The sequence below is a fragment of the Saccharopolyspora mangrovi genome (genome assembly GCF_035320975.1).
Lineage (GTDB): Bacteria > Actinomycetota > Actinomycetes > Mycobacteriales > Pseudonocardiaceae > Saccharopolyspora > Saccharopolyspora mangrovi.
Genome location: NZ_JAWLNX010000001.1, coordinates 308,737 through 331,077, shown reverse-complemented (window position 1 = coordinate 331,077; position 22,341 = coordinate 308,737). Strand labels below are relative to the sequence as shown.

The following is a 22,341-nucleotide window of genomic DNA, read 5'->3' as shown; positions in this document are numbered from 1 at the left end:
TTACAGAGCGCGTACGCAGCGCGTATGGTCGCCTACCGCGCGTTGATCGTGATCGATGCCACTCGCGACTGGCGTCACATTAAGGGGGGTAGCTGCAGCGCGGTCACGGTATGTGGTGCGACGATAAAGACATGGCTGGTAAATCCGATCCCACGCGGATTCTCATCCTCGGCGGCGGTTACGTCGGCATGTACACGGCACTTCAGCTGCAGAAGAAGCTGGGGCGTCGTGAGGCCTCCGTGACGGTCGTCGATCCTCAGCCGCACATGACCTACCAGCCCTTCCTGCCGGAAGCGGCCGCGGGTTCGGTTGAACCCCGCCACGTGGTAGCGCCACTGCGACGAGTGTTGAAGCGGTGCCATGTGATCACCGCATCTGTCACCGAGATCAAGCACAACGAGAAGCTCGTCACGATCGAGAACCCGCAGAGCGGTACCGAGACGCTCGCCTACGACGTCCTCGTCGTGGCGCTGGGCTCGGTCTCCCGACTGCTGCCGATCCCCGGCCTCGCCGAGGAAGGCATCGGGCTCAAGACCGTGGGCGAGGCGACGTACTTGCGCAACCACGTGCTGGCCAAGATGGACGCCGCGGCCAACACCGACGACGAGGAGCTGCGCAAGCGGCTGCTCACCTTCACCTTCGTCGGTGGCGGGTTCGCGGGCGTCGAGGCGCTGGCCGAGCTGGAGGACATGGCCCGCTACGCGAGCCGTGACTACCAGAACGTGAGCCCGGACGACATGTCCTGGGTGCTCGTCGAAGCCGCCGGCCGGGTGATGCCCGAGGTCAGCGAGAAGATGGGCGTCTACGTCGTCAAGGCCCTCGAAGAGCGCGGCATCAAGGTCTACCTGAACACCTTCCTGAAGTCGGTCGAGGGCGGTCACGCGGTCCTGTCCGACGGCACGGAGTTCGACACCGACACCCTGGTGTGGAACGCGGGTGTGAAGGCCAACCCGGTGGTCAAGAACAGCGACCTGCCGCTGGACGAGCGGGGCCGCGTCAAGGCCTCCGCGCACCTGCAGGTCGAGGGGCTGCCCGGGGTCTGGGCCGCCGGTGACGTCGCCGCCGTGCCGGACCTGTCCAAGACCGACGAGGACCCGGCCGCCACCTGCGCCCCGTCCGCGCAGCACGCGGTCCGCCAGGCCGACCAGCTCGCCAAGAACGTGCTGGCCTCCCTGCGGGACAAGCCGACCAAGGCGTACCGGCACGCCTACGCCGGCTCGGTCGCCGGTCTGGGCCTGTACAAGGGCGTCGCCGACGTCTACGGCTTCAAGGCCAAGGGCTTCGTCGCCTGGTTCATGCACCGCAGCTACCACGTGAGCCGGATGCCCACGTTCAACCGGAAGATGCGGATCGTCATCGACTGGACGTTGGCCTTCCTGTTCAAGCGGGAAGCCGTGTCCATGGGTCAGATCGAGAACCCGCGCGCCGCCTTCGAGCGGGCCGCGGCGAGCTGACGCACCATCGAGCCGATCGCCACCCAGGCCGCGCGTCGACGATGACGCGCGGCCTCCATGTTTTCAAGATCCTCGTCCGAGCGGTGGACAAGGCACCCCGCTATCCTTGACAATCAGTAGCGGGTAAACGAAGACTGAGGTCAAGTCTTCACCTGAAAGTATGCGTCGCACGGGGGAAGGGGTGAATCCCTTGACGCTGAAAGAACTGGCCGCGATCTTGCGCAGTGGGGATGTGCAGGACGGCCCGATCGCCGAATTCGAAGCGGACTACGCCGAAGCGTCGAAGGTGTTCCGGAAGAAGGACGACTGATCATGAGCGCGGCCGAACACCGGCCCGCTGATCTGGGGGAACGGGTCGAGCCTGAGCTCCGCCCGACGCCGGTGCTGCTCCAGGGGCAGGACTACTTCGTCCGCGCGCCGGACACACCGCTGGACTTCCAGGAGCGCATGTACCAGGCGGGGCTCATCGAGGAGGAGCCCGGCGACCCGGTGCCCTGCGTGGTCGTGCTCTCGCGCGCCACGGACATGGAGATGAACGACCTCTCCCTGGCCCTGGCCGACAACGACATCCGCATGGTGCGCATCGACGCCGACCGCTGCCTGGACCTGCCACTGACGGTCTACGCCGATACTCCTCTGATCGAATTCCACCGCTGGCTCTTGCGCCCGGTGCTGATCTGGCGGCGACACTTCGACATGACGGCAGTACCCGTCGATCCCGCAACGGTCTACGGGGCCTATGTTCGGGAGCAGTGGCAGGCGGTCGGCGACTGGCTGACGGCGCGCGACGATTGGGAGCAGGTGAACACGGGGCGGTCCAGCGGACTCGACCGGCTGACGCAGCTGCAAGGAGCGGCGTCGGTCGGCCTGCGCGTGCCGCGCACCGCCGTGACCACCATGCCCGGGCGCAGCCGCCCCGGCGGCGCGCAGTGCATCGTCAAGGCCGCGGGCCACCACATGCTCGAACCCGAACCCGGTGCGCTGCGCGGGCTCTTCCCGCAGCCGCTGGACATCCGCCGCACCGGCGGCGAGGCGCGCGAACCGGCTCCGGTGCTGGTGCAGCAGTACCTCGACGCCGACGAGGAGCTGCGGGTCTTCGTGGTGGGGGAGCGCGCGATCGGGTTCCGGGTGAACAAGCTCGACCCCGCGCAGCTCTGGGTCGACCCGGAGTCCGTCGCGGTGGAGCCGGTCGACGTGCCGGAGGAGCTGACCGAGCGGCTGCTGCGGTTGTGCGAGCGCTGGCAGCTGGACGTGGCGGGGTTCGACCTGCTGCGGGTCGGGGACGAGTGGGCGTTCCTGGAGGTCAACGTCAACTGCGACTGGCGCTGGTTCGAGCAGCGCGCGGACAGCAAGGACGTGTCCGGAGCGGTGCACGACTGGGTGCGCTCGCGGTTCGACGAACTCGCGGTGTCGGCGGCGGTGGGCGAATGGGGCAGCTGGTGACCGGACCACGAATGTGCGGAATCTTCGCGCGCGCGGGAACCTTACGCGATCTCGCCACGTCGTAGTGGCGTACCGGCACGCGTGCCGGTGTGAAGCCTGGCCCCCGTAGCCCAACTGGCAGAGGCAGACGACTTAAAATCGTCAGAGTGTCGGTTCGAACCCGACCGGGGGCACTTTTCCAATCTAACGGGTCAACCGCCCGCACACCGCCTCCATCCGCGCATTTCGGGCGACCCTTTCGGGTGATCTTGACGGTTCTCCTTGTTGCTGAACCTTTTTCGTGCTCGGCAATCTGTTTCGCCGGGTTCACGCGCGTTCACGCAGGTGACATGACCTGGCCACTAGCGTGATCTCGCTCGAACAGGTGAAGAGGGGGAGAGCACGTGGCACGAGACGAAGCCGGGTCCCTGCGGGACGCGCTGGTCGCCGGGATCGGACGGCGCGACTTCCTGCGCGCGGCCACCGCCATCGGCACGGGCGGGGCGGCCGCGACGTCGCTCCCCGCAGCGGCGGCACCCGCGCCGGTGCGGAGGCCGCGCGAAGTCCTGCAACCCGGCACCGGGCCCATCGACGGCCGGCACTACCTGCGCTCGCTGCCCGAAGAGGTCCGCTGGGGGTACGTCCCGGCGCTCGGCAGCGAACCCGTGCTGCGGATGCGCTCCGGCGAGACGGTCACCATCGACACCGTCTCCCACGAAGGCATCCTCGAAGACCAGGGCCGCGATCCGATCGGCTACTTCGCTCAGCACGGGGTCCCGCGCGAGCAGGTGCTCGACGACGCGGTGCTCATCGCGCGCGACTACGACCGCACCAGACGGGATTTCGACGCCGACGGGCCGCACGTGATCACCGGCCCGGTGCACGTCGACGGCGCCGAACCCGGCGACGTGCTCAAGGTCGACATGGTCTCGATGCGGCCGCGCGTGCCCTACGGCGTGATCTCCAGCAGGCACGGGAAGGGCGCGCTGCCAAGCCTTCCCGACGACGGAGTGCCCGCCGGCATCAGCCGTGCGGAGATCATGCCGCCGGTCGGCACCGACGGTCGCGGCACCGGGAACCCGGAGGCCTACGGCAACGTCTCGGTGTTCGCCCCGATCGACGGTGACGTCGGCGTTCTGCCCGCCGGGAAGGGGCAGGTGAGGTTCCCGCTCGAGCCGTTCATGGGGACGATGGGCGTCGCGTTCGCCGAGGCGGGCGAGCTCAACGACCCGGCGCTGAACTCGGTGCCGCCCAACATCGGTGGCGGCAACATCGACATCAACCGGCTCGTCGTGGGCACCAGCTTCTACCTACCGGTGTTCTCCGAAGGCGCGCTGTTCTACGTCGGCGACTCGCACATGGCGATGGGTGGTGGCGAGGTCGCGCTCACCGCGATGGAGGGTTCGCTGCGCGCCACCTTCCGGCTGACGGTGTGCAAGCCGGGTTCCGGCGACGCCCCCTCGGTCGCGTTCCGGTATCCGTTCGGTGAAACCTCGGACGCGTGGATCCCGGTCGGGCTGTCGGATCCGGACGGTTCCCAGCACGGCCAGGGCGGCGATCTCGACGTCGCGATGCGGCGCGCGGTGGTCAACGCCCTCGACTTCCTGGAGCACGACAGGGGCATGGATCGCGCGGTCGCCTACGCCTACCTCTCGGCGGCAGCGGACTTCGAGTTGTCGCAGGTCGTGGACAAGACCGTCGGGGTGCACGCGATGATCCGCAAGGAGCACTTCGACGTCGGCTGATCGCTCTGCCCGGTCTTGCGCCGGGCGTCGCGGGGCCGGGTCCGCGACGCCCGGCGAACCGGTGGTGCCCGTGGTGCGGTTCCGCCGGGGGCGGCTACCCGGTGGGGGTTTCGCGCCGGGTGGGGTAACCGCGACAATGCGCGCTCATGGCCTACGAGCGAGACCCCCGGGCCGGACGGCCGGGACCGGGGCAGCCAGGACCGCAGCAGCCGGGACCGCCCCAGGGCGGGCCTCAGCAGCCCGGGCCGCCTCCCGGCCCGCCGGGACCACCGCCGGGCGGTCAGCCGAGGCCGCCGCAGCACCCGCCCGGACAGGCGCCGCCCGGACCTCCGCCGCAGCAGATGCCGCCGCAGCCGCCGATGGGCGGTCAGCCGCAGCAGCCGATGCCGCCGCAGTACCCGCCGCCGCAGCAGCAGCCGCCCGGCGGGGTTCCCGGCTACCAGCCGCCCGCCAACAACCCGTACCCGGAGACCCGCATCGACCAGCGCGTCGACGGCTACCGGGACGATCCGTACGCCGATCCCTACGGCTACGACTACCGGGACGACCGGTACGACGACCGCTACCGGGAACCCGAGCGCGACCGCTACCGCGACGACTACGACCGCCGCGACCGGGACTACGACCGCCGCGACCGCGATCGGGACCGGTTCCACGGCCCCAGCGCCGACGCCATCGGCCGCACGGTCCAGGTGTTCAGCGCCCTGATCGCGCTGGTGTTCGTGCTGCACATCATCTTCTCGGTGACCGGCGCCAACCAGGACAACGACTTCGTGGCCTTCACCTACGGCACCGCGAAGTTCTTCGTGCTCGGCCTCGGTGACGTGTTCACACCGGGTGACGCGACGATCGGCCTGGTGCTCAACTACGGCCTGGCCGCGCTGATCTACCTCTTCGCCGGCCGGATCATCGCGCGAGCGCTCCGGCGGTGACGCTGGGTTGAACCGGACCCGGGGCGCGCCGGGTCCGGTATCGCGCATGTCACCTGTCCGCGTGACCTGCGCAAACGTTCCGTGGTCGGAGCGCGTGGTGGTGGACTGCCAGGGGGTGGACGCCGTCGCGCGCCCGGGCATGGCACCCTTGAACTGGCCGGACCTGCGTTTCAGGTGGGTTCAGCCGCGCACGCACGGCCCGGGTTGCGCCGGATGGAAACGACGTCGGGCGCTCGCCCTCCAGCGGCCCATGACCAGGAGTAGCTGAGTGGAAAGTTTCTTCTCCTTCATCCTCTACCCGGTATCGGCGATCTTGTGGTTCTGGCACAAGATCTTCGGAACCGTGCTCGGGCCGGACAACGGGTTCTCCTGGGCCCTGGCCGTGTTCTTCCTGGTGTTCACGCTGCGCACGGTGCTGATCAAGCCCGCGCTGAGCCAGATGCGCGCCGGTCGCAAGATGGCCAAGTTCGCGCCGCACATCCAGAAGCTGCGCGAGAAGTACAAGAACGACCGCCAGCGCATGGCGCAGGAGATGCAGAAGCTGCAGTCCGAGCACGGGGTCAACCCGCTCGGCGGCTGCCTGCCCGCGCTGCTGCAGATCCCCGTCTTCCTGAGCCTGTTCCACGTCCTGCGGAACTTCCACCCGGGCGCGGAGAGCAACTTCGTCTTCGACAAGGCCGGGGTGGACTCGTTCATCCAGGCCGACATCTTCGGCGCGAAGCTGTCGAACTGGATCACCCAGCCCGCCCAGGAGCTGGCGCTGTTCGGCACCGACCGGACCTCGATGATGATCGTCGGCATCCCGCTGATGCTGATCGCCTCGGTCGCCACGTTCTTCACCATGCGGCTGTCGGTGAAGAAGCAGACCGACGCCTCGATGGCCAACCCGCAGTCGGCGATGATGGCCAAGTTCATGATGTACATCGCACCGATCGGTGCGATCGTCTCCGGCTGGTTCCTGCCGATCGCCGTGCTGCTGTACTGGCTGGCCAACAACGTCTGGACGCTCGGCCAGCAGCACTTCCTGACCAAGAAGATCGACGCCGAGCAGGAGCGCGAGCGGCAGAAGGAGATCGAGGCCAAGAAGGCCACGCCTCGTCCCAAGCCTGGTCAGAAGCCGGTCCGCGACGCCAAGGGCGAGACCTCCACGGAGGGCGAGGCCACCACGGCCACCGCCACCGAGGCCAAGCCCGCCAAGCCCGCCCCTGGTCAGCGGCCGGGCGGCAAACCGGGCGGCAAGAAGAGCCAGCCGAAGAACCGCCCTGGCAAGCAGGCGTCCAGAGCGAAGAAGCGGCGTTAGATCACTCGCGGGTAAAGGCCGGTGGATCTTGTGTCCACCGGCCTTTCGCGTCAGGTAAAGTCCGGTTTTACCGAACCGGGAACTGATCGGGAACGCCGGTCGTTGGATCTGGTGACGGCGCAAGTACGCCCAGGAGGATGAGTTGCGCACAACGAGCAACCCCGCGTTCCGCAAGCTGCCGGAAATGGCCGGGGGCTACGCGAACTTCAACTACGGCCAGGGGCAGCAGTCGCCCTACGGCCAGGCGCCGGCTGCTCCCCCGCAGACCGCGCGTCCGATGACGATCGACGACGTGGTCACCAAGACTGCGATCACGCTCACGCTGGCGGTGATCACCGCGGCGCTGACCTACCTGGTCGGTCCGCCGGCGGTCGGTCTGGCGCTGCCCGCCGCTCTGGCCGCGCTGGTCATCGCGCTGGTCATCGTCTTCACCAAGAAGGTCCGGCCGGCCCTGGTCGTGGCCTACTCGGCGCTCGAGGGCGTGTTCCTCGGTGGCATCAGCTACGCGTTCGCCGCGATGTTCAACCCGGGCATCATCATGCAGGCGATCGTGGGCACCCTCGGCGTCTTCGCCGCCATGCTGGTCGTCTACAAGACCGGCGCGATCCGGGTGACGCCGAAGCTGACCAAGTGGATCATCGGCGCCATCGCGGGTGCGGCGGTGCTGATGCTGGTCAACCTGGTCGCCGGCTTCTTCACGCAGGGCGGTCTCGGCCTGCGCGAGGCGGGCCCGCTGGGCATCGCCTTCAGCCTGCTGTGCATCGGCATCGCGGCGTTCAGCTTCCTGCTGGACTTCGACGCCGCCGACAAGGCGATCCGCAGCGGTGTGGACGCCAAGTTCGCCTGGTACATCGCCTTCGGCCTGATGACCACCCTGGTCTGGCTGTACCTGGAGATCCTCCGCCTGCTGTCGTACTTCTCCAGCAGCGACTGACGCGGAGCCCGCAACGCGAAGTGGCCCGCCGCCCCTCGGGGTGGCGGGCCACTGTCGTCTCTGCTCCCGGAACCGAACCACGGGGTAACCGGGACCCTGGTTACTGCCGTAATCCGGGTCCTGATTACTGCCGTAATCCGGACCCTGATTACCGCCGTAATCCGGACCCTGATTACCGCCGTAATCCGGGTCCTGGTTACTGCCGTAATCCGGGTCCTGGTTACTGCCGTAATCCGGGTCCTGATTACCGCCGTAATCCGGTCCCCGACGACTGCCGCGACCGGGGACCGGATCACTGGGTGATCGTGAAAGCCCAGGTCAGCTGAGGCGCTCCAGGACCATGGCCATGCCCTGGCCACCGCCGACGCACATCGTCTCCAGGCCGAACTGCTTGTCGTGGAACTGCAGGGAGTTGATGAGCGTGGTGGTGATGCGGGCACCGGTCATGCCGAACGGGTGGCCCACGGCGATGGCGCCGCCGTTGACGTTCAGCTTCTCCAGCGGGATGCCCAGGTCCTGGTAGGAAGGGATGACCTGCGCGGCGAAGGCCTCGTTGATCTCGACCAGGTCGATGTCGTCGATGCTCATGCCCGCGCGCTTGAGGGCCTGCTTGGAGGCCTCCACCGGGCCGAGGCCCATGATCTCCGGCGACAGGCCGGACACGCCGGTCGACACAACCCGGGCCAGCGGGGTCAGGCCGAGCTCCTTGGCCTTGGTGTCGCTCATGATCACCAGGGCGGCGGCGCCGTCGTTGAGCGGGCAGCAGTTGGCGGCGGTGATCCGGCCGTCGGGGCGGAACACCGGCTTGAGACCGGCCACGCCCTCCTTGGTCACGCCCGCGCGCGGGCCGTCGTCGGCGGAGACGACGGTGCCGTCCGGGGTGGTGACCGGGGTGATCTCGCGCGACCAGAAGCCGTTGGCGATGGCCTTCTCGGCGAGGTTCTGCGAGCGGACGCCGAAGTCGTCCATCTCGTCGCGGGTGACGCCCTTGAGCCGCGCCAGGTTCTCGGCGGTCTGGCCCATCGGGATGTAGACGTCCGGGACGACGTCGAGCTCGCGCGGGTCGGTCCAGTTCTCCGCGCCCTGCTCGGCGGTCTGCTGGGTGCGGGCCTCGGCGTCGGCGAAGATCGGGTTGTGGGTGTCGGGCAGCGAGTCCGAGGAGCCCTTGGCGAAGCGGGACACCGTCTCGACACCGGCGCTGATGAACACGTCGCCCTCACCGGCCTTGATGGCGTGCAGGGCCATCCGGGTCGTCTGCAGGCTCGACGAGCAGTAGCGGGTGACGGTGGTGCCGGGCAGCTGGTCGTGGCCGAGCAGCACGGCGACCACGCGGGCCATGTTGAAGCCCTGCTCGCCCCCGGGCAGACCGCAGCCCAGCATCAGGTCGTCGATGTCGGCGGGGTTGAGCTCGGGAACCTTCTCCAGCGCGGCCTTGACGATCTGGGCCGTCAGGTCGTCCGGGCGGATGTCCTTCAGCGATCCCTTGCCGGCGCGGCCGATGGGGGAGCGCGCGGCGGAGACGATGACTGCTTCGGGCATGGGGAACTCCTTCGTTCGCCGGGGCGCGAAAGTGCGGTTACTGACGGGTCACTTTAGAGCCGTTGAACCCATCCTGTCGGTGACGCCACTCACCGACAACCCCCAAACCGACCGGTCGGTACCCGAGGTGCGAGGTTCCAGCACCCCGGGTGCGCGGTTTCAGTGGAAATCAGGGACCCGATTTCAATGGAAATCAGAACCCGGACTTCCATTGAAATCGGATCAGCCCAGGGGGCGTCCTGGGCGGCGGAGGTGGAGGTGGCGGTTGAGGTGGGCGACGATCCTGCTGGTGGGACGGCGGGCTTCGGCCGTTTCCGAGCGGGTGGGAGCCGGCGGCAGCGGCCCTCCCTGCCAGGCGCCGATGGCCATGCACATGACCGGGAGCAGGATCTCGGCGGCCGCTTCGTAGCCCGCGCCGGAGGGGTGGAAGTGGTCCGGGGAGAAGAACTCCGCCGGGCGTGCGAGGAACTCCGGCGAGAGCAGGTCGGCCAGGGGGACGGCGTAGCCGCCGTTGGCCTCCACGACGCGGCGCTGCGCGCGGGCGAGCGCGAGGCTCCAGCGGCTGGCCACCGAGCGCAGCGGCTGCGGGATCGGCCGGATCGATCCGAGGTCGGGGCAGGTGCCCACGACGACCTTCACGTCCGCCTCGACTAACCTGCGGACCTGCTCGCCCAGCAGCTCGGCGCACCGCGACACCGGCAGCTTCGAGGTCACGTCGTTGGCGCCGATGATGATCAGCACCACCTCCGGCGGACGTCGCAACGCCGCGTCCACCTGCGCGTACAGCTCCTGCGTCGTGGCGCCGACGATGGCGTGGGTGGTCAGCCGGACCGGCCCGTCCAGCTCCTCGGCCAGGCCCCGGGCCACCCCGACGCCCGGCAGCTCGCTCGGGAAGTTCGCGCCCAGACCGGCTGCGGAGGAGTCGCCGAGCACCGCGAGCTCCAGCGGCTGGACGCCCTCGGGCACCTCGCTGCGCGGAACCGGCCCGACCCCGGTGGGCAGGTGCACGCCGTCGGCGCGAAGCGGATCGGCGACCGGGGGGCCGATGACCTTCCGCGCGTGCCCGGCCTGACCGTTGAGCAGGCCGTAGGCCGCTCCCGAGAGTCCGCCCGCGGTGCCGGCTGCCAGCAGTGCGAGCCGCAAAGTCCTCGTCACGATCATCTCGGCCCTCCCTCGCAACCACCCCGGGTGGGGAATGCTCACCCATCTGACCAGGCGCGCGCCCGGCGAAACGCCGTGATCCCCTGCTGAGAAGACGCCGCCGGGCCCGAAAAACTTCCCTGAACCGTGTGTCGTCCGGAAGGTCCCGTGGGTTAGCGCCTGACCAGCCGATTACGCTCGGCGTCACACCCGCGCCGGAGACCGCCGCGCGGGACGGAACCGAGGATTTAGGACGAGGCGTGGACTACGTCGAGCACGTCACCGACCTGGTGGGCAACACCCCGCTGGTCAGGCTGAACGCGGTGGCCACCGGCAAGACCCCGGTGCTGGCGAAGGTGGAGTACCTCAACCCCGGCGGCAGCGTGAAGGACCGCATCGCGCTGCGCATGATCGAGGCCGCCGAGGCATCGGGCGAGCTCAAGCCCGGCGGCACCATCGTGGAGCCGACCTCGGGCAACACCGGTGTCGGCCTGGCGATGGTCGCGCAGCGCAAGGGCTACCGCTGCGTGTTCGTCTGCCCGGACAAGGTCAGCGAGGACAAGCGCAACGTCCTCAAGGCCTACGGCGCCGAGGTCGTGGTGTGCCCGACCGCCGTGGAGCCGGAGCACCCGGAGTCCTACTACAGCGTCTCGGACCGGCTGGTCTCCGAGATCGAGGGCGCCTGGAAGCCCAACCAGTACGCCAACCCGCAGAACCCCGAGTCGCACGTGCACTCCACGGGCCCGGAGATCTGGGAGCAGACCGAGGGCAAGGTGACGCACTTCGTCGCCGGCATCGGTACCGGCGGCACGATCTCCGGCACCGGCGAGTACCTGAAGAAGGTCTCCGGCGGCAAGGTCAAGATCGTCGGCGCGGACCCGGAGGGTTCGGTCTACTCCGGTGGCCACGGCCGTCCCTACCTGGTCGAAGGCGTCGGCGAGGACTTCTGGCCGTCCACCTACAACCGGGGCATCAGCGACGAGATCGTGCCGATCTCCGACGCCGAGTCCTTCGAGATGACCCGCCGCCTGGCCAACGAGGAAGCGCTGCTGGTCGGCGGTTCCTGCGGCATGGCCGTGGCCGCGGCCCTCAAGGTCGCCGAGAACGCCGGTCCCGACGACGTGATCGTGGTGCTGCTGCCCGACGGCGGTCGCGGCTACCTCGGCAAGATCTTCAACGACTCCTGGATGGCCTCCTACGGCTTCCTCTCGCCCGACGCCGCCGGCGGCACCGTCGGGGATGTGCTGCGCCGCAAGGACGGCACGGTTCCCGAGCTGGTGCACACCCACCCGAGCGAGACGGTCGCCGAGGCCGTGGCGATCCTGCGCGAGTTCGGCGTCTCGCAGATGCCGGTCGTGCGGGCCGAGCCGCCGATCATGGCGGCCGAGATCGCCGGCGCGGTCAACGAGCGCGACCTGCTCGACGCGCTGTTCGCGGGCCGCGCGCACCTGGCCGACACCGTCGAGCAGCACATGTCACCGCCGCTGCCGACGATCGGTGCCGGCGAGGAGATCAGCTCGGCGATGTCGGCGCTGACCGGTGCGGACGGGGCGATGGTGCTCATCGACGGCAAACCCGCCGGGGTCGTGACCCGTCAAGATGTGCTTGGATTCATCGCCGGTCGATGACGACTTCATCCGGAAGGCCACTACGCTCTGTTCGCATCAGATAGCGTGGGGCCGAAGTATGCCCAGGACTTTGGACGCCGCAAGGGAGTAGTACCCGATGAGCTCTCCGCAGCCGCCGGACGGCGGTCAGCAGGGTTCGGACCCGATTTCGAACCGGATGGACCCCCAGGACGAGAACCAGGCTGGCGGTGACTCGACGCAGGTCGTTCGGCCCGTCCAGTCGCAGGGGCAGCAGCCGCCGTCGGAGTCGACGCAGGTCGTCCGGCCGGCCGGTCAGCCGCAGCAGGGCGGTGACTCCACCCAGGTGGTGCCGCCGTCGATGCAGCCGCCGCAGCCGATGTACCAGCAGCCGGGCCTCGGTGGCCAGCAGCAGGGCGGTGACGCCACCGCGATGGTGCCGCCGTCGATGCAGCCCCCGCAGCCGATGTACCAGCAGCCGGGCACGCAGAGCCAGCCCGGTGGCTTCCCGGCGCAGCCCCCGCAGCAGCCGGGCACTCCCAGCAGCGGCTTCCCGGCCCCGCAGGCCCAGGGCGGTTTCCCGCCTCCGCAGGCCGGCGGCTACCCGGGCCAGAGCGAGCCGGGCAACCCGGGGCTGGCGAAGCTGTGCGCGATCCTGGGCATCGTCTTCGGTGGTCTGGGGATCATCGGCGGGTTCCTGAGCTTCGCAGGTCTCGCGGCGCTGTCGGCGATGTCCTCGCAGGCCGAGGAGCTCGGCGTCGACGTCCCGCCGGTGGGCTTGATGTACGTCTTGGTCGTGGTCAGCATGCTGCTGGCCATCTCCTACGTGGTCGGTGGTGTCCTGCTGCTGAAGCGGCGTGCCCTCGGCGCGCTGATGATCGGTGGCGCCGCCGCCGTGGGCGTCATCGTCGCCGTCATCCAGCTGATCATGATGCCGAGCGGCATCTCCGGTTGGTTGGGTGTCCTGTTCGGCATCGCGCTCGCCGTGCTGGCGTTCCTGCCCGCCGTCCGCGAGTGGGCCAACGCCGGTTCCGGCGCGCAGGCCGCGCAGGTCGGTGGCTACGGCCAGCAGCCGCAGGGCGGCTTCGGCCAGCAGCAGCCGCAGGGCGGCTTCGGCCAGCAGCAGCCGCAGCAGCAGTTCGGCCAGCCCGGTCAGCCGCAGCAGTTCGGCCAGCAGCAGGGCTTCGGCCAGCAGCCGCAGCAGTTCGGCCAGCAGCCCCCGCAGGGCTACCCGCAGCAGGGTGGTTACCCCCAGCAGGGCGGCTACCCGCAGCAGCCCGGCCAGCCGCCGCAGCCGCCGCAGTGGTGAGCTGACGCGAAAACGACCGAGTGCCCCCGGCCTGCCCAGGCCGGGGGCACTTCGCTTCGCGAGCCCGAATCGGCGGATCGGGGCCGGAGTAATACGCTGCTCCACATGAGTGACGGCTTCGCCACCCGCGCGATTCACGCGGGCCAGGAGGCAGACCCGACGACCGGTTCGGTGATCGTGCCCATCCACGCGACCTCGACCTACGCGCAGGACGGCGTCGGGGAGATGCGCTCGGGCTACGAGTACTCCCGCACCGGCAACCCGACCCGGACCGCGCTGGAGCGCTGCCTGGCCGAGCTGGAGAACGGCAGGCACGCGCGCGCCTACGCCTCCGGGATGGCGGCCACCGACGCCGTGCTGCGGTCGGTGCTGCGCCCGGGTGACCACCTGGTGATCCCGGACGACGCCTACGGCGGCACGTTCCGGCTGATCGACAAGGTGCTCACCGGCTGGGGCATCTCCTACACGCCCGCCCCGGTGTCCGACGTGGACGCGGTGCGCGCGGCGATCCAGGACAACACCAAGCTGGTGTGGCTGGAGACGCCCACCAACCCGCTGCTCAACATCGGCGACATCGCCGCGCTGGCGCAGGTTTCGGCCGACGCGGGCGTGAAGCTGGTCGTGGACAACACCTTCGCCTCGCCGTTCCTGCAGCAGCCGCTGGAACTGGGCGCGACCGCGGTGGTCCACTCGACGACCAAGTACCTCGGCGGGCACTCCGACGTCGTCGGCGGCGCGGTGGTCACCTCCGACGACGAGCTGGCCGAGCAGCTGGCGTTCCTGCAGAACGGCGCGGGCGCGGTGCCCGGTCCGTTCGACGCGTTCCTGACCATGCGCGGCCTCAAGACGCTCGCGGTGCGGATGGAGCGGCACAGCGCGAACGCCGAGCGGATCGTCGCAGCGCTCAACGGCCACCCGAAGGTCGCCAAGGTCCTCTACCCGGGCCTGCCGGACCACCCGGGGCACGAGGTCGCGGCCAAGCAGATGAAGCACTTCGGCGGCATGGTCTCGTTCATCCACGCCGACGGCGAGCAGGCCGCCCTGGACGTCTGCGCCCGCACGCGGCTGTTCACCCTCGCCGAATCCCTCGGCGGCGTCGAGTCGCTGATCGAGCACCCGGGCAAGATGACGCACGCCAGCACGGCGGGCTCGATGCTGCAGGTCCCGGCCGACCTGGTCCGGCTCTCGGTCGGCATCGAAGAGGCCGAAGACCTGGTCGAAGACCTGCTGGCCGCCCTCGGCTGACCCGGCCGCACCGCGCAGCCATCGTCGGGGCGAGAACTGCGGTACTCGCCCCGACTGCGGTATTCGCCCCGTGCTGGGGCCTCACCTGGCCAGGGACGGGTCCGTGCTGCCCGGGGCGGGCGTGGCGGCGGGGTCGCGCGGGGAGACCGGCAGGTCGCTGGGCTGCAGGCAGCCGCCGATGAGCTCCACGACCCCGTCGTGCTCGAAGTAGGTGCCCGGGTCGTCGCACCCGGAGCTGAGCACCGCCAGAACAGCCGCACCGGACAGCGCAGCCGCCGTGATCATGCCGGTGAGCAGGGGCACCACGCCGGTGCTCGGCTGCGCCATGAATCCCTCCCGGCAAGTGCTGTCGGCGATCGTCTCGCGCTCGGTGACCGTCGCGCCCACCGAGCGTACCGAACGTTGCCCGCTAGTACCGGTAGATCATCGGTGGCACGATTGCCGCATGCAGCTCGTCGACCTGGAACGAATCCGCGAAGCGGACGCCCTGCTCGCTGAGGTGGCCCGGCGGACCCCGATGGAGCACTCCCGGGTGCTCGGCGAGCAAACCGGCGGCGAGGTGCACCTCAAGTGCGAGAACCTCCAGCGCACCGGCTCGTTCAAGCTCAGGGGCGCCTACGTGCGGCTGATCGGGCTCGACGCGGAGCGGCGCGCGGCCGGTGTGGTGGCGGCCAGCGCGGGCAACCACGCCCAGGGCGTCGCGCTGGCGGCGCAGCTGCTGGGCATCCCGGCCACCGTCTTCATGCCGGAGCGCGTGCCGCTCCCGAAGCTGGCCGCGACCAAGGCCTACGGCGCCGAGGTCAAGCTGCGCGGCGCGGTGCTCGCCGAAACCCTCGCGGCGGCCCGGGAGCACGCCGAGCGGACCGGGGCCGAGTTCATCCACCCCTTCGACCACCCCGACATCGTCGCAGGTCAGGGCACAGTCGGCCTGGAGATCCTGGAGCAGCTGCCCGAGGTGCGCACCATCCTGGTGCCCACCGGCGGAGGAGGGCTGGTCGCGGGCGTGGCCGCCGCGGTCAAGGCCGTGCGCCCCGAGGTGCGGGTGCTGGCGGTGCAGGCAGAGCAGGCCGCCGCCTGGCCCGGGTCGCTGGCCGCCGGCAAGCCCGTGCCGGTCACCGACACGCAGACGATGGCCGACGGCATCGCGGTGGGCGAGCCGGGCGCGGTTCCGTTCGCGCACGTCGCGGAGCTGGCCGATGGGGTCCTCACGGTCAGCGAGGAGTCGTTGTCCCGCGCGCTGCTGCTGTGCCTGGAGCGGGCGAAGCTCGTCGTCGAGCCGGCCGGGGTCGCCGCCGTCGCGGCCCTGCTGGAACACCCCGAGCAGGTCGTCTCGCCGACCGCTGCGGTGCTCTCCGGCGGCAACATCGACCCGCTGCTGCTGCTCCAGCTCATCCAGCACGGCATGACCTCGGCCGGCCGCTACCTGTCGCTGCGCGTGCGGCTGCCCGACCGGCCCGGCTCGCTGGCGGCGCTGCTCGGCAAGCTCGGGGAGATCAACGCCAACGTCATCGACATCGAGCACTCCCGGATCTCCGGCGCCCTCGCCCTCGGCGAGGTCGACGTCGAGGTCTCGCTGGAAACCCGAGGTCTGGAACACCGCGAGTACGTCGTCACCCAGCTCGAAGCCGCCGGGTACACGATCCTCGCCCGCCGCTGAGCAAGGAGCACCGCGTGGCTGCCAACAACGGTCCCGACGAGCTGGACGCCCGGCTGCTTCTGTTGCTCTCCGACGAGCCGCGGCTGGGCGTGCTGGAGTGCTCCCGGCGGCTCGGCGTCGCCCGGGGCACCGTGCAGGCGCGGCTGGATCGGCTGGTCCAGCGGGGTGTGCTGCAGGGTTTCCCGCCGGAGCTGGACCTGGCGGCGATGGGCTACGGGCTGACCGCCTTCGCCGTGCTGGAGATCGCCCAGGGGCATCGCACGGCCGTGTCCGACCAGCTGGCCGCCATCGACGAGGTCTGCGAGGTGCACGCCACCACCGGTCAGGGCGACCTGTTCGTGCGCATGGTCGCCCGGTCCAACGACGACCTGCAGCGCGTCATCGACGAGGTGGTCGGAGTCCCCGGCGTTCGGCGCACTTCGACGTCGATCGCGTTGTCCACACCGGTCCCGCCGAGAGTGCGCCCGCTGCTGCGCCGACTTTCCGGGGAAAAGCGAGCGGGCGCCCCGGAAACCGGAACGCCCGCCGACCGAGCGCATAAGCCCGGAATCGATTCTTAATTGCGGTGAAACCGTTCGGCGGTTTCACCCGCATATGCCAGGTGAAGCCAGATCAACAAAGACGCGCAGCAACTCCAGCGGCTGCACGTGAAAGAAGTCCGGAATGGAAGATCAGCCGTTGAAGGGCTCGGCCTTGACGAGCGTGACCTTCATGTTGCCGCCGTTGGGCAGCTCGTACTCCCGGCTCTCGCCCTCCTTGGCGTCCAGCAGAGCCTTGCCCAGCGGGGAACTGGGGGAGTACACCTCGAGGTCGCCGTGCGCGCCCTCTTCCCGGTTGGCGAGCAGGAACTGCTCGGTCTCGTCCTCGCCGTCGTAGCGGACGGTCAGCACCGAGCCGGGCTTGGCGACACCGGACTCCGTGGGCACGTCGCCGACCTTGGCGGTGCGCAGCAGCTCCTGCAGCTGGCGGATGCGAGACTCGATCTGACCCTGCTCCTCGCGGGCGGCGTGGTACCCGCCGTTCTCCCGCAGGTCGCCCTCCTCGCGGGCTTCGTTGATCTTCGCGGCGATCACCGGGCGGTTGGCCACGAGCTCGTCCAGCTCACCCTTGAGCCGGTCGTAAGCATCCTGGGTCAGCCAGGTCACCTGGGTCTCGCTCACGGTCACCACTCCTCGTCGACTGCGGCCCGCTCTCGACGCGAGCCAAATTGCAATTCCGTCCTTTTCTCAGCCAATGCCAAGTAACGGAAAAACACGGCCCTCAGCGGGGGCCGTGCTGCGCTCGACGATAGCACGAATCAGCACCCGAAGGGGCCGGATTTTCCTCGCGCCCGACGTGCGGCGGAGGGCTTCACCCGGTTGGCCGCGTGTGATTGGACAAATATTCAGGAACGTTGTAAGTGCAGCCGTACACCTCCCCGATGGTCGCTCGGGTGGATGTGCGAAGCACAGTGTCCTGCCGGCTCACGCCGTCCGCCGGGTGGATCAGGACCTCGCGCCTGCCGACCTCCTCGCCGGACACGGCGCGGCCGCGGACCACGCAATCGGCGGGTCGCTGCGGTTCGTCCCGCTGGACCTCGAGGGTGATCCGCACGGAGTGGTCGTCGATCACCTCGAAGGCCACCTGCTTGCCTTCGATCGGAGCGGAGCCGAGGTTGCGGTAGCCGACGATCGCGACGCCCACGAGGGCCACCAGCACGGCCGCGAGCAGCGCCCAGCGCAGCGCAGGACGGGTGCGCGCGTTGCGAGCGCGCGAGCCGTACCGGTCCGGTGGGACCTGCTGCTGCGTCACGGCGGCCTTTCGACGCGGGCGGTGGAACTGCGGCCGGGACCACAAGGGGTCACGGCCGGAATGTCGGCGCCACCGGGAACAATGGAGCACGACATCCACGTTGAGTATCCCTGGGGCGTTCAGCGGACCGACGGCGGGGCCGTCGGCGCGGAGGAGCCGTGCACAGGGCGGATGCTGCTACTAGCGGGAGGAACAAGCGGGCGATGGCGGACAAGCTGCGACTGATGACGGTGCACGCGCACCCGGACGACGAGTCCAGCAAGGGGGCCGCGACCACCGCGCGTTACGCGGCCGAGGGCCACGAGGTGATGGTCGTCACGTGCACGGGAGGTGAAGCGGGCAGCATCCTCAACCCGGCGATGGACCGGCCGGAGGTCGTGGCGAACCTGTCGGAGGTGCGCCGCGAGGAGATGGCCAAGGCGGCCGAGATCCTCGGCGTGCAGCACCGGTGGCTCGGCTTCGTCGACTCCGGCCTGCCGGAGGGCGACCCGCTGCCGCCGCTGCCGGACGGCGTGTTCGCCACGGTGCCGGTCGAGGAGTCCACCCGCGAGCTGGTCAAGGTCGTGCGGGAGTTCCGCCCGCACGTGGTGATCACCTACGACGAGAACGGCGGCTACCCGCACCCGGACCACATCCGGTGCCACGAGATCTCCGTCGCGGCCTTCGACGCCGCAGGCGACCCGGACCTCTACCAGGGCACCGGCGAGCCGTGGCAGCCGCTGAAGCTGTACTACTCGCACGGCTTCTCCCGCAAGCGCATGCAGCTGTTCCACGAGTCGCTGCTGGCCGAGGGCAAGGAATCGCCCTGGACCGACTGGCTCAAGCGCTGGGACGAGCAGAACCGCCCCGACCCGGACGACCGGGTCACCACGCGCGTGCCGTGCGGTGAATACTTCGAGAAGCGGGACGACGCGTTGCGCGCCCACGCGACCCAGATCGACCCGACGAGCCGCTGGTTCGCGGTCTCCTGCGACGTCCAGCGCGAGCTGTGGCCGACCGAGGACTACGAGCTGGTGCGCTCCCTGGTCGACACCACGTTGCCGGAGGACGACCTGTTCGACGGCGTCCAGGAGAAGGTGTGCGCATGAGTGCCCAGGAGACCGTCGCGCTGGTGCTGGCCCAGGCGCCGCCGCCGCAGGACCCGGGCGGGCAGGGCGAGGACTTCGGCAAGTCCTCACCGCTCGGCCTGGTGCTGCTGATCGTGTTCGCCATCGCCGTGGTGTTCCTGATCCGCTCGATGACCAAGCACCTGAAGAAGCTGCCGGTGGTCTTCGACGAGGACAAGGCCAACGCCGCGGCCCCGGCCCACGTCAAGCGGGCTGAAGCCGAAGCCGCGAAGCGCGCGGAGGAGTCCGAGGAACCCGGCGAGGCGCCCAAGACCGACTCAGACGCCAAAGCCGAGTAGAACCCGCACCGAACGGGGCCACCTGGTCTTCCAGGTGGCCCCGTTCTGCTTCCCCCAGACCCGGATTACTCCGGTAATCAGGTACCTGATTACCGGAGTAATCCGGGTCTGGCCTGGCCTCACCGGTGCGTGGTGAAGATCCAAATGGGAGGCTGGGGGCATGGCGAACCGGCTTGCGGACGCGACGAGTCCCTACCTCCTGCAGCACGCCGACAACCCGGTCGAATGGTGGCCGTGGTGTCCGGAGGCGTTCGCCGAGGCGCGCCGCCGCGACGTCCCGGTGCTGCTGTCGATCGGCTACGCCGCGTGCCACTGGTGCCACGTGATGGCGCACGAGTCCTTCGAGGACGACGACACCGCGCGGCTGATGAACGAGCACTTCGTCAACATCAAGGTGGACCGCGAGGAACGCCCGGACATCGACGCCGTCTACATGGAGGCCACCCAGGCCATGACCGGCCAGGGCGGCTGGCCCATGACCTGCTTCCTCACCCCGGCGGGTGAGCCGTTCCACTGCGGCACCTACTACCCGTCCGCGCCGATGCCCGGCATGCCGTCGTTCCAGCAGCTGCTCGCGGCGGTCGCGCAGGCGTGGGAAGGCCGCGGTGACGAGGTGCGCAAGGCCGCGAGCCGCATCGTCGAGCAGCTCAACGAGCAGCGCTCGCCGCTGCCCGAGTCGATCCTCGACGACGAGGTGCTGACCGGCGCCGTCGGTCGCCTGCGCACCGAATCCGACGCCCAGAACGGCGGCTTCGGCGACGCGCCGAAGTTCCCGCCGTCGATGGTGTTGGAGTTCCTGCTGCGCCACCACGAGCGCACCGGCTCCGCGCAGGCGCTGGACCTGGCCACCGGCTGCTGCGCGGCGATGGCGCGCGGCGGCATCTACGACCAGCTGGCCGGCGGGTTCGCGCGCTACAGCGTCGACGCCGCCTGGGTGGTGCCGCACTTCGAGAAGATGCTCTACGACAACGCCCTGCTGCTGCGCGCCTACGCGCACCTGGGCCGGCTCGGCGACGACCTGGGCGCGCGGGTCGCCCGCGAGACCGCCGGGTTCCTGCTGCGCGACCTGCGCACCCCCGAGGGCGGTTTCGCCGCCTCGCTCGACGCCGACACCGAGGGCGTCGAGGGCCTGACCTACGTGTGGACGCCCGACCAGCTGCGCGAGGTGCTGGGGGAATCCGACGGCGACTGGGCGGCGTCGCTGCTGGTCGTGACCCCGGACGGGACCTTCGAGGACGGCGCCTCGACGCTCCAGCTGCCGCGCGACCCCAACGATCCGGCCCGGTGGGCGCGGGTGCGGGAGAGCCTGCTGGCGGCGCGGGAGCAGCGTCCGCAGCCGGGCGAGGACGACAAGGTCGTCACGGCGTGGAACGGCTTGGCCATCACCGCGCTGGTGGAGGCCGCGACCGCCCTGGAGGAGCCGTCCTGGATCGAGGCCGCCGCCGGTGCCGCCGAGCTGCTGCTGGCCAAGCACCTGGTCGACGGCAGGTTGCTGCGGACCTCCCGGAACGGCATCGCGGGCACCGCCGCCGGCGTGCTGGAGGACTACGCCTGCTTCGCCGACGGGCTGCTGTCGCTGCACCAGGCCACCGCCGATCCGCGCTGGCTGACCGCCGCCTGCCAACTCCTCGACGTCGCGCTGGAGCAGTTCGCCGACACCGAGCACCCGGGCATGTTCCACGACACCGCCGCCGACGCCGAGGCGCTGGTGCGCAGGCCCTCGGACCCCACCGACAACGCCAGCCCGTCCGGTGCCGCCGCCCTGACCTCCGCGCTGCTCACCGCGTCGGCGCTGGTCGGGCCGGAGGCCACGAGCCGCTACCGGGCGGCCGCCGAGCAGGCGCTGTCCCGCGCGGGCCTGCTGGCCCAGCGCGCTCCGCGCTTCGCCGGCCACTGGCTGACCGTGGCCGAGGCCCGCGCGCAGGGACCGCTGCAGATCGCCGTCGTGGGCCCGGACGAGGCCTCACGCGCCGAGCTCCTCGCGGTGGCCCACCACCGGGCCCCGGGCGGGACGGTCGTGGTCGGGTCGGCGCCGGAAGCGGCCGGCGTCCCCCTCCTGGCCGACCGCCCCCTGGTCAACGGCGCGGCGGCCGCCTACGTCTGCCACGGCTACGTCTGCGACCGCCCGGTCACCAGCGCTCACGACCTGGTCGAGAACCTCGCTCAGGCGTAGTAGAGCGCGAGCCAGATCGCCACGTGGTGGCAGATGGCGGCCGCGGTCACCGTCGAGTGGAAGAACTCGTGGTAGCCGAAGGTCTTCGGCCACGGGTCCGGCCAGCGGGTGGCGTAGAAGATCGCGCCCGCCGTGTACAGCGCACCGCCGACGATCAGCAGCACCAGCACCGCCACACCAGCGTTGTGCAGCAGGTCCGGCAGCACGAACACGGCCACCCAGCCCAGCGCGATGTAGACGGGGACGCCGACCCAGCGCGGTGCATTCGGCCAGGCCAGCTTCAGGACCACGCCACCGAGCGCACCCGCCCACACCACGGCGAGCACCACCGCACCGGTCGTCGGCTGCATCGCGATCATCGCCAGCGGCGTGTAGGTGCCCGCGATGAACAGGAAGATCATCGAGTGGTCGAGCCGCCGCATCCAGGTGCGCGCGCCGACCGACTTCCAGGTCTTGCGGTGGTAGAGGGCGCTCACCCCGAACAGGCCGAGCACGGTCACCGAGTAGATCGAGGTGCCCAGCGCTGCCTCGGCCGACACCGTCGATGCGGCCAGCGAGATGAGCGTCGTGCCGGCGGCGACGAACGCCAGCAGCGACCAGAAGTGGATCCAGCCGCGCATCCGCGGCTTGACGATCGCGTTCGGAACTCGGGAAGAGAGCGCGTTGGTCACGCCACAAAGGTTACGGGACCGTAGGTTTCGCGCGCTGT

20 protein-coding genes and 1 tRNA gene are annotated in these 22,341 nt (G+C 70.0%); 15 read left to right on the top strand and 6 right to left on the bottom strand.

Annotated elements, in window-relative coordinates; genetic code table 11:
- Positions 1-131: 131 nt before the first annotated feature.
- From R4I43_RS01655 to R4I43_RS01625, 7 genes are all read left to right on the top strand, one after another.
- A complete protein-coding gene (locus R4I43_RS01655) occupies positions 132-1,454 on the top strand; it encodes an NAD(P)/FAD-dependent oxidoreductase (RefSeq protein ID WP_324263670.1) in 1,323 nt (440 codons plus the stop codon).
- A gap of 312 nt (positions 1,455-1,766) precedes the next feature.
- Entirely contained in the window at positions 1,767-2,897 is a 1,131-nt protein-coding gene (locus tag R4I43_RS01650) for an ATP-grasp domain-containing protein (protein ID WP_324263669.1), read from the top strand.
- A gap of 99 nt (positions 2,898-2,996) precedes the next feature.
- Positions 2,997-3,070: transfer RNA gene (locus R4I43_RS01645), tRNA-Leu, on the top strand.
- Positions 3,071-3,280: 210 nt separating this feature from the next.
- A complete protein-coding gene (locus R4I43_RS01640; RefSeq protein WP_324263668.1) occupies positions 3,281-4,621 on the top strand; it encodes an acetamidase/formamidase family protein in 1,341 nt (446 codons plus the stop codon).
- A 146-nt stretch (positions 4,622-4,767) separates the two neighbouring features.
- Positions 4,768-5,553 carry a hypothetical protein gene (locus R4I43_RS01635; RefSeq protein WP_324263667.1) on the top strand — a complete coding sequence of 262 codons (786 nt, stop codon included), beginning with the start codon at positions 4,768-4,770 and terminating at the stop codon, positions 5,551-5,553.
- A gap of 268 nt (positions 5,554-5,821) precedes the next feature.
- A complete protein-coding gene (gene yidC, locus R4I43_RS01630; RefSeq protein ID WP_324263666.1) occupies positions 5,822-6,853 on the top strand; it encodes a membrane protein insertase YidC in 1,032 nt (343 codons plus the stop codon).
- A 142-nt stretch (positions 6,854-6,995) separates the two neighbouring features.
- Positions 6,996-7,787, top strand: a complete 792-nt coding sequence (locus R4I43_RS01625; RefSeq protein ID WP_324263665.1) for a Bax inhibitor-1/YccA family protein — start codon at positions 6,996-6,998, stop codon at positions 7,785-7,787.
- A gap of 318 nt (positions 7,788-8,105) precedes the next feature.
- On the opposite strand, the gene R4I43_RS01620 is transcribed toward R4I43_RS01625, so the two are convergent.
- The gene (locus tag R4I43_RS01620) at positions 8,106-9,326 is read right to left on the bottom strand and encodes an acetyl-CoA C-acetyltransferase (protein WP_324263664.1); all 1,221 of its coding nucleotides are present in this window, start codon (positions 9,324-9,326) and stop codon (positions 8,106-8,108) included.
- Positions 9,327-9,548: 222 nt separating this feature from the next.
- Positions 9,549-10,487 (bottom strand): SGNH/GDSL hydrolase family protein, encoded by a 939-nt coding sequence (locus R4I43_RS01615; protein ID WP_324263663.1) that lies wholly within the window; start codon positions 10,485-10,487, stop codon positions 9,549-9,551.
- 239 nt (positions 10,488-10,726) lie between these two features.
- On the opposite strand from R4I43_RS01615, the gene R4I43_RS01610 reads away from it, so the two are divergent.
- The 3 genes from R4I43_RS01610 (at position 10,727) to R4I43_RS01600 (ending at position 14,606) form a co-directional block, all read left to right on the top strand.
- Positions 10,727-12,094: a cystathionine beta-synthase gene (locus tag R4I43_RS01610; protein WP_324263662.1), complete on the top strand. Its 1,368-nt coding sequence runs from the start codon at positions 10,727-10,729 to the stop codon at positions 12,092-12,094.
- A 97-nt stretch (positions 12,095-12,191) separates the two neighbouring features.
- Entirely contained in the window at positions 12,192-13,361 is a 1,170-nt protein-coding gene (locus R4I43_RS01605; RefSeq protein WP_324263661.1) for a hypothetical protein, read from the top strand.
- 105 nt (positions 13,362-13,466) lie between these two features.
- Positions 13,467-14,606, top strand: coding sequence for a cystathionine gamma-synthase (locus R4I43_RS01600; protein WP_324263660.1), 1,140 nt, complete (start codon positions 13,467-13,469; stop codon positions 14,604-14,606).
- Between the two features lie 81 nt (positions 14,607-14,687).
- Here R4I43_RS01600 and R4I43_RS01595 read toward each other — a convergent pair whose 3' ends face one another.
- Positions 14,688-14,993 (bottom strand): hypothetical protein, encoded by a 306-nt coding sequence (locus R4I43_RS01595; protein WP_324263659.1) that lies wholly within the window; start codon positions 14,991-14,993, stop codon positions 14,688-14,690.
- Positions 14,994-15,051: 58 nt separating this feature from the next.
- On the opposite strand from R4I43_RS01595, the gene ilvA reads away from it, so the two are divergent.
- Together ilvA and R4I43_RS01585 are read left to right on the top strand one after the other, a co-directional pair.
- Positions 15,052-16,263, top strand: coding sequence for a threonine ammonia-lyase (gene ilvA, locus R4I43_RS01590; protein ID WP_324263658.1), 1,212 nt, complete (start codon positions 15,052-15,054; stop codon positions 16,261-16,263).
- 14 nt (positions 16,264-16,277) lie between these two features.
- Positions 16,278-16,823, top strand: coding sequence for an Lrp/AsnC family transcriptional regulator (locus tag R4I43_RS01585; RefSeq protein ID WP_324263657.1), 546 nt, complete (start codon positions 16,278-16,280; stop codon positions 16,821-16,823).
- Between the two features lie 111 nt (positions 16,824-16,934).
- Here R4I43_RS01585 and greA read toward each other — a convergent pair whose 3' ends face one another.
- Both greA and R4I43_RS01575 read right to left on the bottom strand, forming a co-directional pair.
- Complete coding sequence (gene greA / locus R4I43_RS01580) at positions 16,935-17,423, bottom strand: transcription elongation factor GreA (RefSeq protein ID WP_324263656.1); 489 nt, start codon at positions 17,421-17,423, stop codon at positions 16,935-16,937.
- Positions 17,424-17,613: 190 nt separating this feature from the next.
- Positions 17,614-18,054 (bottom strand): DUF4307 domain-containing protein, encoded by a 441-nt coding sequence (locus R4I43_RS01575; protein WP_324263655.1) that lies wholly within the window; start codon positions 18,052-18,054, stop codon positions 17,614-17,616.
- Positions 18,055-18,257: 203 nt separating this feature from the next.
- Between R4I43_RS01575 and mca the strand changes: the two genes are divergently transcribed.
- The 3 genes from mca (at position 18,258) to R4I43_RS01560 (ending at position 21,632) form a co-directional block, all read left to right on the top strand.
- Entirely contained in the window at positions 18,258-19,142 is an 885-nt protein-coding gene (mca, locus tag R4I43_RS01570) for a mycothiol conjugate amidase Mca (protein WP_324263654.1), read from the top strand.
- Entirely contained in the window at positions 19,139-19,459 is a 321-nt protein-coding gene (locus tag R4I43_RS01565) for a hypothetical protein (protein WP_324263653.1), read from the top strand. Before mca ends, R4I43_RS01565 begins: the two co-directional genes overlap by 4 nt.
- Positions 19,460-19,619: 160 nt before the next feature.
- The gene (locus tag R4I43_RS01560) at positions 19,620-21,632 is read left to right on the top strand and encodes a thioredoxin domain-containing protein (protein ID WP_324263652.1); all 2,013 of its coding nucleotides are present in this window, start codon (positions 19,620-19,622) and stop codon (positions 21,630-21,632) included.
- Here the strand turns inward: R4I43_RS01560 and trhA are convergent.
- Positions 21,623-22,303 (bottom strand): PAQR family membrane homeostasis protein TrhA, encoded by a 681-nt coding sequence (trhA, locus tag R4I43_RS01555; RefSeq protein ID WP_324263651.1) that lies wholly within the window; start codon positions 22,301-22,303, stop codon positions 21,623-21,625. The two genes, R4I43_RS01560 and trhA, sit on opposite strands and share 10 nt — an antisense overlap.
- Between the last annotated feature and the right edge of the window lie 38 nt (positions 22,304-22,341).

Coding starts and splice junctions, on each gene's coding strand:
- R4I43_RS01565 (WP_324263653.1), top strand. CDS start 19,139: ATGAGTGCCCAGGAGACCGTCGCGCTGGTGCTGGCCCAGGCGCCGCCG.
- R4I43_RS01605 (WP_324263661.1), top strand. CDS start 12,192: ATGAGCTCTCCGCAGCCGCCGGACGGCGGTCAGCAGGGTTCGGACCCG.
- R4I43_RS01655 (WP_324263670.1), top strand. CDS start 132: ATGGCTGGTAAATCCGATCCCACGCGGATTCTCATCCTCGGCGGCGGT.
- R4I43_RS01620 (WP_324263664.1), bottom strand. CDS start 9,326: ATGCCCGAAGCAGTCATCGTCTCCGCCGCGCGCTCCCCCATCGGCCGC.
- mca (WP_324263654.1), top strand. CDS start 18,258: ATGGCGGACAAGCTGCGACTGATGACGGTGCACGCGCACCCGGACGAC.
- R4I43_RS01600 (WP_324263660.1), top strand. CDS start 13,467: ATGAGTGACGGCTTCGCCACCCGCGCGATTCACGCGGGCCAGGAGGCA.
- ilvA (WP_324263658.1), top strand. CDS start 15,052: ATGCAGCTCGTCGACCTGGAACGAATCCGCGAAGCGGACGCCCTGCTC.
- R4I43_RS01615 (WP_324263663.1), bottom strand. CDS start 10,487: ATGATCGTGACGAGGACTTTGCGGCTCGCACTGCTGGCAGCCGGCACC.
- R4I43_RS01560 (WP_324263652.1), top strand. CDS start 19,620: ATGGCGAACCGGCTTGCGGACGCGACGAGTCCCTACCTCCTGCAGCAC.
- R4I43_RS01635 (WP_324263667.1), top strand. CDS start 4,768: ATGGCCTACGAGCGAGACCCCCGGGCCGGACGGCCGGGACCGGGGCAG.
- R4I43_RS01650 (WP_324263669.1), top strand. CDS start 1,767: ATGAGCGCGGCCGAACACCGGCCCGCTGATCTGGGGGAACGGGTCGAG.